The organism is Myxococcus guangdongensis (genome assembly GCF_024198255.1).
Taxonomy (GTDB): Bacteria; Myxococcota; Myxococcia; order Myxococcales; family Myxococcaceae; genus Myxococcus; species Myxococcus guangdongensis.
In genome coordinates, this window is sequence record NZ_JAJVKW010000002.1 from 288,886 (window position 1) to 304,170 (window position 15,285).

Here is a 15,285-nt window from a genome sequence, read left to right on the forward strand (position 1 = left end):
GTCACTCCGCCATGCCCTCCAGCGGGGGCACGTGCGTGAGCTTGCGCGAGCCCTGGACCCGGAAGGACGCCCGCCGCTCGGTGCCACCGAAGCGCAGCACCACCCCGCCGCGCAGCCGCACCGGCAGCGGCGCCGTCACCGGCACCACGCGCTCGGCGGACAGCGGGAAGAGCACGCGCAGGGGCACCTCTGCCTGGGGCGGCAGCGCCGCGTCCACGTGCTGCTGGCCGGTGGCCACGCGCCGTCCGTCCACCCACAGCTCGAAGTCCACCGAGGTGAGCGTCGCGGCGTCCGACGCGGGGTTCTTCACCTGGAGCCCCACGTCGAGCAGCCCCGAGCCGTCCGCCTGGAAGTCCACGTCCAGCGACTCGACGCGCACCGCTTCGTCATAGGCGCGCGGCTTGAGGGGCACCGCGCCCAGGCACCCGGGGCCACCGAGCGCCGCCAGCGCCCCGAGGACGAGGAGCCGTGCGCGCATCAGCCGCCCAACAGGGGCTGGAGCGCCTCCACCGTGAGGGGCCAGCCCGCCCGACGGGCCAGCGCCTCCAGCGCCTTGATGAACTCCGCCGCCGACTGGAAGCGCCGCGCCCGGTCCGCGAAGAGCGCCTTGCGCACCACCAGCCCCGCGTAGTCCGGCAGGTCCGACGTGACCGAGGACAGGAGCGGCACCCGCGCGTCGCGCACCTTGTGCATCAGGTCCGCCTCGTTGTCGCCCGAGTACAGCCGCCGGCTGGCGAACAGCTCCCACAGGATGATGCCCACCGCGTACAAGTCGGTGCGCGAGTCCACCAGCTGCCCCAGCACCTGCTCGGGGCTCATGTACGGCAGCGTGCCGCGCAGCGCGCCCGCGTCGCCGCGCATCATCCCCTCCACCTCCGCCACGCCGAAGTCCGTCAGCTTCACGTCGCCGTTGATGCCGAGCAGCACGTTGGCCGGGTTGAGGTCGCGGTGGACGATGGTGGCGCCGTTCTCCCCTACCTTCGCGCGGTGGATGTAGTCGAGCGCCTTGAGCAGGCACCACGCGATGTAGCACGCGGCCTCGGGCGGCATCGCCGCGCCGGCCTTGAGCAAGAGCTCCTGCATGTAGCCGAGCGTCCGGCCACTGACGAGCTCCTGCACCATGAGGTAGTCCGGCCCCGCCTTGAACAGGCGGAACGTCCGGACGATGTGCGCGTGTCGCAGGCGCACCGTCAGCTTCGCCTCGTCGACGAAGGCCTTCACGTAGGCCGTGTCGTTGCGGAACGACGGGTGCAACCGCTTGATGACAACTTCGTCAGGCTCGCCGGGCGAGCGCTGCGTCGTGGACCGGGCTCGCGCCTGGTACACCTCCGCCATGCCGCCAACGGCCAGTCGGCCAACTACTTCGTAGCCACCCAGGTCCGGAGCATCCGCCACGACACAAGCCTACTGCGATTTTCCGCAGGCACCCACTATTCAGCCATCAAGGCTGAATACAGGGCCTCGTATCGCCGGGCGGAGACATCCCAGGAGAAGTCCTTCTCCATGCCCCGCCGCCTGAAATCCGCCAGCCGGGGCGGGTCCGCATAGAGGGCCTGGGCCCGGCGGAAGGCGGCCAGGAGCGCGGCCTTGTGGAAGGCCTCGAAGAGGATGCCGTTGCCGTCCAGCCCCCCCTCCACGGTGTCCACCAGCCCTCCAGTGGCCCGGACGATGGGAACGGTTCCGTAACGCAGCGAATACATCTGATTCAGCCCACACGGCTCGTATCGGCTGGGCATCAGGAAGAAGTCGGCGCCGGCCTCCACCTGATGTGACAGGGCCGCATCGAACCCCAGGTGCACGGACACCTGGCGCGGGAAGCGGGCCTGCAGGGCGCGCAGCCCCTCCTCCAGGGGGCCCTCGCCGCTGCCCACGCCCACGAAGCGGATGTCCGCCTGGAGCGCGGTGGGCAGCACCTCCAGCAGCAGGTCCATGCCCTTCTGCCACGCCAGCCGGCTGACGATGGCGAACACGGGCGCGTCGCCCTCCGGCAGGCCGAAGCGCGACAGCAGCGCCCGCTTGCACACCGCCTTGCCCTCCATCTCCCGGGGGCCGAAGCGCGCCGGCAGGTAGGGGTCCGTGACGGGGTTCCACTCGTGCACGTCCACGCCGTTGAGGATGCCGTGCAGCCGGTGGGCGCGGCGGCGCAAGAGCCCGTCCAGGCCGTAGCCCTGCTCGGGCGTCTGGATTTCCCGCGCGTACGTGGGCGACACGGTGGTGAGCGCGTCGGAGAAGACGAGCCCGCCCTTGAGCAGGTTGACGGTGTCGTAGAACTCGAGCCCGCCCTCGGAGGTGAACAGGTCCCACGGCAGCCCCAGGTCCGCCATCGCGTCCTTCTGGAACTGCCCCTGGTAGGCCAGGTTGTGGATGGTGAACACGCTCTTGGCGCGCGACAGCGACGTGGACTCGAAGCCGCGCCGCAGCGCCACCGGGACGAGCCCCGTCTGCCAGTCGTTCGCGTGGATGATGTCCGGCTGGAAGCCCACGCGCTGGGCCGCCTGGAGCGCGCCCACGGACAGGTAGGCGAAGCGCCGCGCGTTGTCGCCGAACTCACCCGCCGCGTCGCCGTACAGGCCGTGGCGGCCGCCGAAGAAGTGCTCGTTCTCCAGGAAGAGGACCTCCAGCCCCTCCGCCACGCGGGCGGAGAGGATGGGCCCGCCCACCTCACCGAAGGGGAAGCGCAGTTGGAGCGACTGTCCGGTGGGAACGAGTCGTCCCGCGTCGCGCAAGTCACGGTAGCGCGGGGTGACGACCTTGACGTCGTGGCCCAGCGAGGCGAGCGCGGCGGGCAGCGCGCCAGCCACGTCCCCCAGTCCCCCCGTCTTCGAGAAGGGCGCCACCTCCGAGGAGATGAAGAGAATCTTCATGTGACAACCATGACGGTTGCACGGGATGAGTCAACCGTGAACGTGCGCCCACTGTCGGCGTCCCTTATGGTGCGCCCGTGCTGATACCTCCCGACCCCATCCAGCGCTTCGCGGACGTCTTCGAGCGCGCCAAGAAGGCCATCCCCGTGGACCCCAACGCGGTGGTGGTGGCCAGCGTCGGCGCCGACGGCCGCCCCAGCGCGCGCGTCGTCCTGCTCAAGGACTTCGATGCGCGCGGCTTCGTGTTCTTCACCAACCACGACAGCCGCAAGGGTCAGGAGCTGCGCGCGCACCCCTTCGCCGCGCTGTGCTTCTACTGGCAGCCCCTGGACGAGCAGGTCCGCGTGGAGGGCCGCGTGGAGGTGGTGTCCTCCGAGGAGGCCGACGCGTACTTCCAGAGCCGCGCGCGCGGCAGCCAGGTGGGCGCGTGGGCCAGCCTCCAGAGCCAGCGGCTGGGCTCACGCGACGAGCTGGAGTCGCGCGTGGAGGACGTGGAGCAGCGCTACGCGGGAGGGGACGTGCCCCGCCCGCCGCACTGGTCCGGCTTCCGCGTGGTGCCAGACCGCATCGAGTTCTGGCACGCCCAGCCCAGCCGGCTGCATGACCGGCACGTCTACCTGCGCGACGGCGACACGTGGCGCACGCAGATGCTCTACCCGTAGCGGACGCCCCCCTCGTGCTACCAGGGCACCTCCGCGCCCTGGTAGTCGAAGAAGCGACCACTGTGTTCGGCGCGCAGCTCATCGATGACGTTGAGCATCCCTCGCACCGAGTCGCGCGGCGGCAGCGGAGCGTCCGGTCCGCCCATGTCCGTCTTCACCCAACCGGGGTGCAGCAGCACGGGGACGATGCCGTGGGCACGCAAGTCATTGGACAGGTTGCGCACGCCCATGTTCAACGCGACCTTGGACATCCGATAGGCATAAGCGCCGCCGTCGCTGTTGGACGACAGCGAGCCCATGCGCGAGGTGACGTAGGCCACCTTGCGAGAGCTGCCCCGCAGCAGCCCCGGCAACAGCGCGCTGGTGACGCGCAGCGGCCCCAGCGCGTTGACCGCGAACGTGCGCACCACGTCCGCGTAGTCCACGTCCGTCAGCGCGCACCACAGCCCCGCCACGCCCGCGTTGTTGATGAGGACATCCACCGGCTCGCGCAGCACCTCGTCGGCGAATTCCCTGACACTCGCCTCGTCGGCCACGTCCAGCGCGTGGATTCTCAAGCGCCCCGCACAGCCGTGTTTCAGCGGCTCCAGTCGCCGCCTCCCCTCCTCGGTGCGCACCCCGGCGTCGACGATGTCGCCGCGCTCGAGGAGCTGTTGGACGAACTCATACCCAATGCCCCTGCTCGCTCCGGTGATGACGTAGCGCATGCTCTTCATTAACGCGCCGAATGGATGTCCTTGGCAAAACACGGACGAATGACGCGACTGAGTGCACGCTGGTCACCGGAAAATTTGATTCAGGAGAGACAACCCATGACTGTCGCCGTCGTAGGAGGTGGGATTTCAGGTCTGGTCGTCGCCTGGCGATTGCGCTCCCGCGGTAGGGATGCCGTTGTCCTGGAGACAACCTCCCGGCTCGGCGGCGCGGTGGGCACGCGCGCGCAGCAGGGCTTCCTTCTGGAGACGGGCCCCAACAGCTTCCTGGACCGCGAGCCCGCCATGCGAGAGCTGGCATCCGCGCTCAATCTGGAACACAGGATTCGCGCGGCGGATGGGGCGGCGAAGCGGCGGTATGTCTACACGCGGGGGAAGCTGCGCTCGGTGCCCGCATCGCCGCCCGCGTTCCTGAAGTCGGACATCCTCCCCTTCGGGGCGAAGCTGCGGGTGATGGGGGAGCTGTTCAGCGGCCGCGCGGCCCCCGGCGTGGACGAGTCCCTGGCGGACTTCGGGCGCCGGCACCTGGGGCCCACGGCGACGCGGGTGCTGCTGGACGCGGTGCAGACGGGCATCTTCGCGGGCGACGTGGAGAGGCTGAGCGTGGGCGCCACGTTCCCGCAGCTGGTGAAGCTGGAGCGCGAGCACCGCAGCCTCATCCTCGGCGCCATCCAGGCCCAGAAGGCTCAGGCGACGGCTCAGGCGAAGGCCCTGCCCGCGGGCAGCACCGCGCCGAAGCTCAGCGGCGCGCTGAGCACCTTCGAGGGTGGGCTCGGCACGCTCATCGACGCCCTGGGCACGGCGCTCGGGGACGCCGCGCGCACGGGCGCCACGGTGGAGGGCCTGACGCGGGGCGACGACGGCTGGCGGCTCGCGGTGAGTGAGCGGGGGCAGCGCTCGGAGCTGAAGGCGTCCCGTGTGGTGCTGGCCGCGCCCGCATACGTGACGCGGGGCCTGTTGGAGCCGCTGGACGCGGAGCTGGCCGCGGGCGTGGGCGGCATCGACTACGCGCCCATCGCCGTGGTGCACCTGGGCTTCGACGCGGGGACGACGCCCGCGCCGGACGGCTTCGGCTTCCTGGTGCCGCCGATGGAGCAGCGCCGGCTGCTCGGCTCCATCCACGCGTCCACGGTGTTCCCCTTCCGCGTGGAGGCGGGCCGGGTGCTCTACACGTGCATGGTGGGCGGCGCGACGCGGCCGGACCTGGTGGCGCTGGACGAGGCCGAGCTGGTGGCGCTGGCGCGCGAGGAGCTCAAGGCGCTCGCGGGGGTCACCGCCACGCCGACGCTCACCGAGGTCTTCCGCTGGAAGCGGGGCATCCCCCAGTACAACGTGGGCCACCTGGAGCGGATGGACAGCGTGGACCGGGCGCTCACGCGCCTGCCCGGGCTGCACCTGGCGGGCAACGCCTACAAGGGCGTGGGCCTCAACGACTGCATCCGCAACGGGCTGGCGCTCGCGGACGCGCTGGTGGACGCGGGGGCCTGAAAACGACGGCTCGGGCCCGGGCGGCGACCGTCCGGCGCCCCCGCGTCAGCGGTGGGACGAGGGCACGTCAGACTGGGCATGCATGCTGCGCAGCCTTCGGAGACCCCCATGCCCCCCACCCTCCTCGTCGCCGCCGCCATCGTCCTGTTCCCCGTCGTCCTCGCCGGAAGCATCCTCGTCGACGCGCTCGAGCTCGACCTGGACAAGGCCCCCGAGCAGTGACACCCCCGACGGTGTAGGCTCCGTCGGGAGCATGTCGGAGAAGCCCGAAGGGTCCATCGTCCGCGCCACCCTGCGGGCCCTCGCCGAGCCCCGCAGGCTGGTGCCCATCCTCCTCGTCTGCGCCCCGCTCGTCGCCGCGCAGGTGAGCTTCAGCCGCGAGCCGCTCGCCCCGCACCTGGGCGTGCTCATGTGCCTGGTCTTCGTGGGCGTCGCCCCCGTCACCTACCGGGTCCTCTTCCCGGGCGGGCTGGACTTGAGCCACGGCGGCGTGCGGGTGCTGATGTACGGCACGCTGGGCAGCGGCGTGGTGCTGGTGACGGGCTTCGTGCTGCCCAACCTGCTGGACATGGGGCCCACGTTCCTCACCCAGCGCACCAACCTCATGGTGTGCAACGCGCTGTTCCTCGTCGGCGGTTGGGGACTGGGGCGCGACATCGGCTTCGAGGAGTCCCTGGCGAAGGAGCGCGCCCGCGCGGCCCGCTTCGCGCTGGAGGCGGAGCAGGCGCAGTTGCTCGCGCTGCGCAGCCACCTGGACCCGCACTTCCTCTTCAACACGCTCAACGCCATCGCCGAGTGGTGCCGCGAGGACGGCGCGGTGGCGGAGGCCGCGGTGCTCAGGCTGTCCACCATGCTGCGCTCGGTGCTCGCGGGCGTGCGCAAGGCGACCTGGCCCCTCGCGGAGGAGCTGGCGCTGATGCGCACCCTCTTCGACCTGCACCTGCTCAGGGACCCAGAGCTGTTCCAGCTCGCGGTGGACATCCGCCCTGGCGCCGAGGACGTGCCCGTGCCGCCGCTGGTGCTCTTGCCCCTGGCGGAGAACGCGGTGAAGCACGGCCCCGCCGCGGGCCACCGGGGCCGGCTGTCGTTGGAAGTGCAGGTGCGCGACGGCCAGGTGGCGGTGGCCATCGAGAACCCCGGCGCCTCCCGAGGTCCGCGCGAGGGCAGCGCGGGCCTGCCCACCGTGGAGCGCAGGCTCGCGCTGGCCTATGGCGAACAGGCGCGCCTGTCGCTCACCAGTGACGCGGAGCGCACCCGTGTCACCGTCACCCTGCCCCGCTCGGGCCCCCTGCCAGGAGTCATCACGTGAGCCCTCCTCTGCGTGTCCTCATCGCCGACGACGAGCTGCTCGCCCGAAAGCGCCTGTCACGCCTGTTGGGCGCGCTGCCCGACGTGCAGGTGTGCGGCGAAGCGGCCGACGGGGACGCCGTGCTCACCGCGGTGCGCGCGGGCGGCGTGGACGTGGTGCTGCTGGACATCCACATGCCCGGCCTCAGCGGCCTGGACGCGCTCGCGCTGCTGCCCGCGGGAGGCCCTCACGTGGTCCTTTGCACCGCGCACGCCGAGCACGCCGTGGACGCGTTCGAGCACGGCGCGGTGGACTATGTCTTGAAGCCCGTGGAGCCCGCGCGACTGCAGAAGGCGCTGGAGCGCGTGCGCGCGCGACTCGGCACGGACGCACGCCCCCGCGTGGACAGCGCGCCCCCGGAGAAGCCGCAGCAGCAGACGCGGGCGCTCGCGCGCCTGCCCATCCCCACGCGGCAGGGCATCGTCCTGGTGGACCCGGAGACGATTTCCCACGCGGCGCTGGATGACGAGCTGGTGACGGTGTTCACCGCGCAGGGCGAGTTCCTCACCGACTTCACGCTCAACGAGCTGGCGGAGAAGCTGCCCCAGGACATGTTCCACCGGGTCCACCGCCGGGCGCTGCTCAACCTGCGTCACGTCGCGCGGCTGGAGCCCCTGGAGACGGGAGGCTATCTGGCGCGCACGTCCCGGGGCCACGCGGTGGAGGTCAGCCGCCAGTCCGCGCGCGAGCTGCGGAGGATGCTGGGTCTGCGCAAGAGCGCCGAGGACGAGGGCTGAACGAAGTCCCCCTCGCGTGTCGCGGCGCGCCCAGCTCGCGCCGCACCTCGCCTGCGACTACTGCACGCACACCTCGACGTCGACGAGCTTGCCGTTCACCACGCGCTGGAAGCGCACGGTGCCATCCTGGGTCCACGTGGGCGAGGTGCCCTGGCCCAGGCTGTAGGCCGACGCGACGTCGTCCGCGGCGTCCAGCTTCAGCACCCGCACCTCGGTGGTCGTGGTCGTCTGCGGCGACAGGTAGACGATGATGCGGCGCTGGTTGGGCCCCCACTGCACGGGGGTGTTGCTCACCGGGGCCGGCACGTAGGCGGGGTCCGTGGCGAGCGTGGTGCGCTGGTTCGTCACCTGCGCGAGGCTCTTGCCGTTGGGCTTCACGCGCCAGAAGGACGCGAGCCCCGAGCGCTGCTTCGACTGGAACAGGATGCTCTTGCCGTCCGGCGTCCACGACGGGCTCTGGTCGTCATGGCCCGTCGTCAGCCGCTCCGTCTTGCGGTTGCTCACCTTGTACAGGTGCAGCTCCGCGCTCTTCACCGGCTGGCCCACGTTCCACGAAGAGGGCAGCTTCGCGAACACCACCTGGCTGCCATCCGGCGACACCGACGGGGTGCTCGCGCGCTCGGCGATGAGCGTCGACTTGCCGTCCTCCACCGCGTACAGCTGCTGGCTCGGCGTGAGGTAGACGATGATGCGTCGGTCCGCGACGGCGCTCTGCGACTGCTCCGCCACGGTGGCATCACCGGAGGATGCGGCCTCCACGTCCGCGCCACCGCAAGCGGTCAGCGCCAGAGAAGAAGCCATCCACATCACGAGTGTCCCGCGACGAGCGATGCTTCGGACTTCATTCGGATGCATACGGTCCTCTGTGTGAAAATTTCCGCTGCTGAGTACGAATACTGACAAAGGAGTCTGACCCGCACTCACGGGTATTTCACGTCAGACTGTTGGAACAATCCACCCAGTCTCAATTGACCCGCCGATTACCGGACGCGTCTCTCGCACCGCGTCAGCGGTTGACGAACAGCGCGGGGATGCGCGCCGCGTCGTCGCCCAGCACCTCCGAGAGCAGCTGGTATGCAGGGGTGGGAAGTTGGGTGCCGGCGCGTGCACAGCGGGAAGCCTCGTCCAATGTGCGCATGGGCACGTCGCAGTAGGACTCGCGCCAGTGGATGGAGAGCGACTCCGCGAAGCGCCGGGCCATCAGCTCCACGCGCTGCTCGAGCCAGCCCTCGGGGGACGTGAAGCTGGCGCGGCGCGGGCGCACCTCGCCGGGCTCGAAGTGGACGTCGTGCTCGAGCGAGGACTCGGACAGGTGGTCCTGGAGCACCGTCGCCACCGGGCCCCGGCGCGGGTCCAGCACGCCCGAGGAGGACAGCGTGAGCTGGTGATCCACCGACAGGCGCAGCGCGTGGAACTCGAAGGTGCGCGCCACATCCCTGTAGCGCGTGACGGGCACGGTGAAGTTGCGCGTGAACGTGCGCACCTTGGTCACCTTGCGCGTCTTCGTCTTGCCGTCCTTGTCGGTGTACGTCTCGTCCGCCTCGAACGGCTCCTCGATGGTCTCCTTGCGCTCCTCGTGGTCGGTGTAGGGGACCTTCTCCGTGTACGGCGCCGTCATGGCCACGTTCTCGCTGCCGCGGCGCGTGTCGAAGCGGCCGGCGAGGAGCATCCCCGGCTGGGGCTTCGCGGCGGGCGAATACCAGGGCGAGACTTCGTAGGCGCGCGAGAGCCGCGAGCGCAGCAGCTCCATGCGCGCGGAGTCGAGGCCCGACACCTGGCCATCCCACGTGGGCACGCTGGTGAGCTCGGGGGCGGGAGCGGGCTCGGGCGCGACCTCACGCCAGTGGCGGCAGTAGCGCGACACCAGCTCGCGCCAGTGCGAGCCGTTGTCGGACTTCACGGCCTTGAGCCGCCCGCAGGTGTCCTTGCCGCTGTTGAGCACGGAGGACTCCATCTCGCGCTGGATGCCGACCATCTCCTTGTGCGCGAGCAGCGGGCGCTTGCGGATGAGCATCTCCTCCGCCGTCAACGCTTGTCCCTGGCTCGCGGGGGTGACGATGATGGCGCGCAGGTGCCGGTGCGTGCCCTCCATCTCCTCCAGGAGCGAGCTCTCCAGGCCGCCGCTGAGCTTGGCGTTCCACTGCGCGCGCCGGTCGAGGAAGCGCAAGAGGTCGTCCTCGGCCCGCTCGTCGACGCCGTCCAACCGGAAGCGCCGCGCGTTGCCGAGCAGCTGGCTCAGCGCCTTGCCGCGCAGGCCGTCGCGCTCGGTGACCAGCGACTTGTCATGCGGGTCCTTGGCGACGAGGTCGTCATAGAGGCCGGCGGCCTCGACGAACTGGCCGTTGCGCGCCAGCTCATCGGCGCGACCTCGCAGGGTGGAACAGGCACTTCCGAGAGCGGCGAGCAACAACAGAGGAGGAAGGAGTCGGGACATGGGCACGAAGAGCAGGACCTCTGCCGCTGACGTGGCGGGCGCCCGGATATTCGCCCCAGCCGCGCCCGGCTCGCAACGGCGGGGGTCCTCCCGAGGCCGCCCGGCCGCCCTCGCCTACTCCACCGGCCAGTCGTGCACGGGGGCCCCGGAGGCCGTGAGCTCCAGGTAGCGCTCCAGCATCGCCGCCAGGGCGTCCCGCCGGGGCATGCCCGCCTCCAGCCGCGTGAGCACCTGCCGCTGCCAGCGCGCCCCCGTCCTGCGCGTGTCCACCCGGCGGGAGATGATCTCCAGCATCCGGGTCGCCTCCTCGGCCTCCACGCCCGCGGACACCAGCCCCCGGTGGGCCACGGGGATGAGCCTGCGCACCAGGTCCACCACGGGCACCACGCGCGGGCTCGGCGCGGACTCGCCCGGCCACAGCAGCTCCGCGTCCAACCCCTTTCGCGAGGCGCGGATGAAGTTGCCCGCGGCGTGCGCGAAGGGCAGCGCGGGGAGCAGCGCGTCGATGCGCTCGGCAAGCCCCAGCGTCAGGCCCAGCAGGAACGCGCCGTTGGCCACCATGTCCACGACGGACGGGCCCGCGGGCAGCGCGCGCAGCTCGATGCGCAGGTGCCCCGCGTCCTTCGGGTCGTACACGGCCCGGTTCCAGGACCACACCGTGCTCTGGTGCAGCCGCAGTTCCTCCAGCCCCGGCGGACGGCCCGAGGCCGCGTGCTCCAGCGGGGACTCGTGCCCCACGACGGGCAGGAGCGGCGGGTGCAGCGCGACGGATTCGGCGAACAGCTCGTAGGCGCCCTCGCGCACCCAGCCATGGCCGAACGTCACGCGCGCGTGGGGCTGGAAGCCGCCCTCACCCGGCTCGCTCCGGTCATCGACGGCCTGACGGAACAGCGCCACGCGCGTCTCGTCCCAGAGCTTGCGTCCCAGGAACAGCGGCGAGTTGGCGCTGATGGCCAGCGCGGGCGCGGTGGCCAGCTGCGCGGCGTTGTACAGGCGCGCGAAGTCGGCGGGAGTCACCCGCAGGTGGAACTGGAGGGACGTGTTCGCGCCCTCGAGCGTCGTGTCGTCCCAGGCGAGCGTCAGCGCCTCCTCGTCGCCGCGGATGGCGACCTCGATGGGCTTGCCTCGGCGCTGGCGGATGGCGTTGTTCAGCGCGCGGTAGCGCGGCTGGGCCGTCAGCGCGCCCTTGCCCAGGTCGGCCTCGCGCAGCGTGGGCAGGATTCCAATCACCGCCACCCGCGCGCCCTCGGCCGCCGCCGCGCGCCGCACCTCGGCGAGCGAATCCTCCAGCTCCGCCCGTAGCGCGGTGAAGGGCCGCCCCGCGAGCGGACCGGGGCGCAGGTTGACCTCCAGGTTGAAGCGGTCCATCTCCAGCGTCACGCGCGGGTCCTTCGTGCGCGCGAGCACCTGCTGGTTCATCGGCAGCGGGAAGCCCCGGTCGTCCACGAGGAACAACTCCAGCTCCGCGCCAATCGTCGTCGGCCCCTCGCCGAAGCCGGGCCTCGCCAGGACGATGCGCAGCGCCTCCAGGCTCTCGTCGAGCCTGCGCGAGAAGCGCTCGAAGTCCTCCGGACCGAATTCCTCCTGCTGGATGGAGAGCCCCATGCGCGGACAACCTGTGCACGGTCGCCCGCACCGGCAGCACTCGCCAGGGGCTCGCCGGCCCGGCCGCCGGGACTTCCAGGGGCCGTCCGCTCCGGGGACTCGTCCGTCTCCCACTTCGGGGCACCCGGGTGACGAGGGTCCCGGGTGTGTTATCTGGCGTCCTGGCCATGCCGTCCGACACGCCCACCAACCTCTACGATTTGACGCGGCCCGCGCTCGGCGCGTTGCTGTCCGACTGGGGCTACCGGCCCCACCACCGCGACGTGCTCTGGTCCGGCTTGTACCGACAGCAGGCCCGGGCGCTGGACGAGGTGGAGGGGCTGCGCGCGGACTTGCGCCAGGCCCTGCGTGAGCGCGCGCGGCTGGGGCAGCTCACCACGCACCACGAGGCGTTCAGCTCCGACGGCCACACCCACAAGCTGCTCATGAAGCTGGAGGACGGGCAGACGATTGAAACCGTCCTCATGCGTTTCAAGGGACGGGCGACGGTGTGCATCAGCACCCAGGCGGGGTGCGCCATGGGCTGTGTCTTCTGCGCCACGGGGCAGATGGGCCTGTCGCGTCACCTGACGCCCGGCGAAATCGTGGGGCAGATTCTCCACGTGCAGCGCATCCTCCGCGAGTCCGGCGAGACGCTGCGCAACATCGTCCTCATGGGCATGGGCGAGCCGCTGCACAACTACGACAACACCCTGGCCGCGGTGGATGTCCTGGTGGACCCGCTGGGCCTGGCCATGGCGCCGCGCTTCATCACGCTGAGCACGGTGGGCGTGGTGCCGGGCATCCGTCGACTCGCGGATGAGGACCGGCCGGTGCAGCTGGCGGTGAGCCTGCATGGCGCGACGGACGCGGAGCGCGCGGCGCTGGTGCCCGCGGGCCGACGCTGGCCGCTGGCGGAGCTGATGGACGCGTGCCGCTACTACATCGCCCGACGCAAGCGCCGCATCTTCTTCGAGTGGACGCTCATCGAGGGACGCAACGACACGGTGGAGCACGCCCACACGCTGGGCGCGCTGCTGGGGGACATGGACGCGCACGTCAACGTCATCCCCCTCAACCCCACGGTGGGCTACGACGGCGGGCCCAGCCGCCCCGAGTCGGTGCGCACCTTCCAGGACGTGCTGATGTCGCACGGTGTCCCCAGCACCGTGCGTCAACGCCGGGGCATCGACATCGACGCGGGCTGTGGTCAGCTGAAGTCCGCCGTGGAGCGACGCTCGCGCCGTTCACTTCCCACCAGCCCGTGACGCGCTCGCGCGCGCATGTCAGTCGCGCCCGTTAACGTCCCGCCGCCGGAGGCCAGGTGCCGACCTCCGGACCCACACCTTCATCTTGTGTCGCTGGAGGACACCCGCGAGGTTTCCGCGGGGGGGCTCTTGCACGCTCCATGGCCGTGGGCACATTCTTTCCATCGGCTTCCCCGGGGAGGTGGGCGATGCTTTCCATCCAGGAGCATTCGACGACGGAAGAAGCGAGCAGCGACTTGCTCGACTTCATCCTCCAGCCGTCCAACTGGCTCTCGGCCGCGCGCCGTGAGACGGACCCAGCCGTATGGCCGGGTCAGAACACGCTGTACCAGCGCCGGGTGGGCCCGCTGCGCATCAGCGCGTGCGTGGAGGTCTCCGCGGGGCTGGAGGTGCTGCTGCACATCGCCTTCCGCGCGCCGGGACTCACGCCCGTGAAGGCGGCGGACCAGCTGGAGAGCTTCCTCAAGGAGCGGCTGCCGCTCACGCCCAACTCCGAGTGGCAGGTGGAGGTGGACGAGCGCCGGTGGATTCACTTCTCCCGGCGCTACGCGGCCTCGCACCTCACGGCGTGAGGGTGTCCAGCCGGTGATGGCGCAGGGGCTGCGCCACGTTCTTCACCGGCGTCTCGGTGAGCGCGCCGAAGCGCAGGCCCTGGATGAACGGCTCGGTGGAGTCCACCAGCACATCCCGGGCGCTCGCCATGACGAGCGTCTCGCGGAAGCCCGCCAGTGACTGCAGGCGCGCCGTCTGGTTCATGCCGCTGGAGAAGGCGGTGTACTGACGGTTGGGGCCGAAGAGGCCACAGTTGACGTGGGCCAGGTTGACGCCCACCGCCACGCCCAGCCCGGGCAGCTTCACGCGCTCGCACAGCGCGGCCACCTCCTCGCGCGCTCCGAGTCGGGCGGTGAGCGCCTGGATGTCGCACGCGGTCCGCACGGCGGCCTCGGCGCGCTCGCGGCGGCTGGACTTGAAGAAGGGCGGGCCGAACAGGCCGATGACGCAGTCGCCGACCATCTTGTCGAACACGCCGCCGTGCTCCCAGATGCAGTCCACGGCGCGCGCGCTCCACTCGTCCACGAAGCGGCCGATGTTGCGCGGGCTGTCGAAGCCGTGCTCGCAGATGCGCGTGAAGCCGTTGATGTCCGCGAAGAGGATTCCCACCTCCTGGTCCTGCGCGCGCAGGTGCTGCGCGTAGTTGGGGTCCTGCAGGAGCGCGTCGATGATGCTGGTGGGGAAGAACTGCGACAGGTGGATGCGCTCGCGGTTGTAGTCGAGCAGGCGCTGGCTGAGCGTGGAGGCCAGCACGCGAAGCAGGTCCATCGTGTACGCGGAGAAGCCCTCGTCACAGGCGACGGCGATTTTGCCCAACGGCTCGCTGGTGGCGGAGCCGGAGATGAGCACCGCCTCGGTGGTGCGGCCGGGGAGCAGCTGGCGCAGCGCGGAGACCTCCTCGGACAACAGGCGGTGGCCGTGTTGGCGCAGGGCGCGCTCCACGTCCTGGCTGGGCTGCTCGCCGCTCTCGAACTCCAGGTGACCGTTGCGGTACAGGCGGTAGTGGAGCACCTGGGGGCGCACGGCGTCGCGGTAGAGCAGGAGGAACGAGGGCACGCGCACGCGCTGGGCCAGCGTGAGCACGGCCTGGTCCATGCCTACCTCGAACACGGGGTTGGCCAGGTGCGCGTTGCACTGGATGATGAGCTGGTGCTTCTCCGACGCGGTGTGGACCAGGCACAGCACGGTGTCCAGCTGCTCGGCGATGGTGTCGAGCAGGCGCAGGGCGCGGGCCGAGGCCTCCGGTGACGTGTGGTCTCCGGAGATGAGCAGGCCGAAGGAGCCCACGAGGTCTCCGGCGACATCGAGCGGCTGGGTGATGAGCGTGGCGTCTCCCAGGCGCTGGGGGCCGGGGGGGCCGTCGAGCAGCGGGCCGGGGAAGTCTCCGCCCCAGTCGCCTTCCTGCCAGGTGCGGGTGCGCAGGTCCTCGTCGCGGGTGGTCAGCGCCACGGCGCGGGCGCCGGTGAGGGCGAGGATGGGCGGGAAGCAGCGGCGGAAGGTTTGCGTGAGGTTCTCGCGTGCGCGGAGGCTCTCCTCGAGGAGGTCGTCCACCGCGCGGTGGAGGGCGCGCAGCGTCTTGTACTCCTCGAGGCTCAGGTCCGTGGCCGGCGGCGAGACGTGCGGCGGATGCGTCAT

At 71.0% G+C, this 15,285-nt stretch carries 14 protein-coding genes; 6 read left to right on the forward strand and 8 right to left on the reverse strand.

The window, feature by feature from the left end:
* Position 1: 1 nt before the first annotated feature.
* From LXT21_RS06010 to glgA, 3 genes are read right to left on the reverse strand one after another with little or no spacing between them, the layout of a single operon-like run.
* Positions 2–478, reverse strand: a complete 477-nt coding sequence (locus tag LXT21_RS06010; protein WP_254037130.1) for an NDR1/HIN1-like protein — start codon at positions 476–478, stop codon at positions 2–4.
* Complete coding sequence (locus LXT21_RS06015) at positions 478–1,395, reverse strand: serine/threonine protein kinase (RefSeq protein ID WP_254037131.1); 918 nt, start codon at positions 1,393–1,395, stop codon at positions 478–480. The genes LXT21_RS06010 and LXT21_RS06015 overlap by 1 nt, the downstream gene beginning before the upstream one ends.
* A gap of 35 nt (positions 1,396–1,430) precedes the next feature.
* Positions 1,431–2,864 carry a glycogen synthase GlgA gene (gene glgA / locus LXT21_RS06020; RefSeq protein ID WP_254037132.1) on the reverse strand — a complete coding sequence of 478 codons (1,434 nt, stop codon included), beginning with the start codon at positions 2,862–2,864 and terminating at the stop codon, positions 1,431–1,433.
* 77 nt (positions 2,865–2,941) lie between these two features.
* Between glgA and pdxH the strand changes: the two genes are divergently transcribed.
* Positions 2,942–3,526, forward strand: a complete 585-nt coding sequence (gene pdxH / locus LXT21_RS06025; protein ID WP_254037133.1) for a pyridoxamine 5'-phosphate oxidase — start codon at positions 2,942–2,944, stop codon at positions 3,524–3,526.
* A 17-nt stretch (positions 3,527–3,543) separates the two neighbouring features.
* Here the strand turns inward: pdxH and LXT21_RS06030 are convergent, their stop codons facing one another.
* Positions 3,544–4,242 carry an SDR family oxidoreductase gene (locus tag LXT21_RS06030; RefSeq protein ID WP_254037134.1) on the reverse strand — a complete coding sequence of 233 codons (699 nt, stop codon included), beginning with the start codon at positions 4,240–4,242 and terminating at the stop codon, positions 3,544–3,546.
* 96 nt (positions 4,243–4,338) lie between these two features.
* On the opposite strand from LXT21_RS06030, the gene hemG reads away from it, so the two are divergent.
* The 3 genes from hemG to LXT21_RS06045 all read left to right on the forward strand — a co-directional run bounded on the left by hemG (position 4,339) and on the right by LXT21_RS06045 (position 7,812).
* Positions 4,339–5,727, forward strand: coding sequence for a protoporphyrinogen oxidase (hemG, locus tag LXT21_RS06035; RefSeq protein ID WP_254037135.1), 1,389 nt, complete (start codon positions 4,339–4,341; stop codon positions 5,725–5,727).
* Between the two features lie 253 nt (positions 5,728–5,980).
* The gene (locus LXT21_RS06040) at positions 5,981–7,036 is read left to right on the forward strand and encodes a sensor histidine kinase (protein WP_254037136.1); all 1,056 of its coding nucleotides are present in this window, start codon (positions 5,981–5,983) and stop codon (positions 7,034–7,036) included.
* Entirely contained in the window at positions 7,033–7,812 is a 780-nt protein-coding gene (locus tag LXT21_RS06045; RefSeq protein WP_254037137.1) for a LytR/AlgR family response regulator transcription factor, read from the forward strand. The genes LXT21_RS06040 and LXT21_RS06045 overlap by 4 nt, the downstream gene beginning before the upstream one ends.
* A 57-nt stretch (positions 7,813–7,869) precedes the next feature.
* On the opposite strand, the gene LXT21_RS06050 is transcribed toward LXT21_RS06045, so the two are convergent.
* From LXT21_RS06050 to LXT21_RS06060, 3 genes are all read right to left on the reverse strand, one after another.
* Entirely contained in the window at positions 7,870–8,613 is a 744-nt protein-coding gene (locus LXT21_RS06050; protein WP_254037138.1) for a TolB family protein, read from the reverse strand.
* Positions 8,614–8,818: 205 nt separating this feature from the next.
* Positions 8,819–10,246: a hypothetical protein gene (locus tag LXT21_RS06055; RefSeq protein WP_254037139.1), complete on the reverse strand. Its 1,428-nt coding sequence runs from the start codon at positions 10,244–10,246 to the stop codon at positions 8,819–8,821.
* Positions 10,247–10,360: 114 nt separating this feature from the next.
* Positions 10,361–11,851 carry a glutamate--cysteine ligase family protein gene (locus LXT21_RS06060; protein WP_254037140.1) on the reverse strand — a complete coding sequence of 497 codons (1,491 nt, stop codon included), beginning with the start codon at positions 11,849–11,851 and terminating at the stop codon, positions 10,361–10,363.
* A gap of 167 nt (positions 11,852–12,018) precedes the next feature.
* On the opposite strand from LXT21_RS06060, the gene rlmN reads away from it, so the two are divergent.
* Together rlmN and LXT21_RS06070 are read left to right on the forward strand one after the other, a co-directional pair.
* A complete protein-coding gene (rlmN, locus tag LXT21_RS06065; protein WP_254037141.1) occupies positions 12,019–13,098 on the forward strand; it encodes a 23S rRNA (adenine(2503)-C(2))-methyltransferase RlmN in 1,080 nt (359 codons plus the stop codon).
* Positions 13,099–13,286: 188 nt separating this feature from the next.
* Positions 13,287–13,670 carry a hypothetical protein gene (locus LXT21_RS06070; protein WP_046711388.1) on the forward strand — a complete coding sequence of 128 codons (384 nt, stop codon included), beginning with the start codon at positions 13,287–13,289 and terminating at the stop codon, positions 13,668–13,670.
* Here LXT21_RS06070 and LXT21_RS06075 read toward each other — a convergent pair.
* Positions 13,660–15,285, reverse strand: a complete 1,626-nt coding sequence (locus LXT21_RS06075; RefSeq protein WP_254037142.1) for an adenylate/guanylate cyclase domain-containing protein — start codon at positions 15,283–15,285, stop codon at positions 13,660–13,662. The two genes, LXT21_RS06070 and LXT21_RS06075, sit on opposite strands and share 11 nt — an antisense overlap.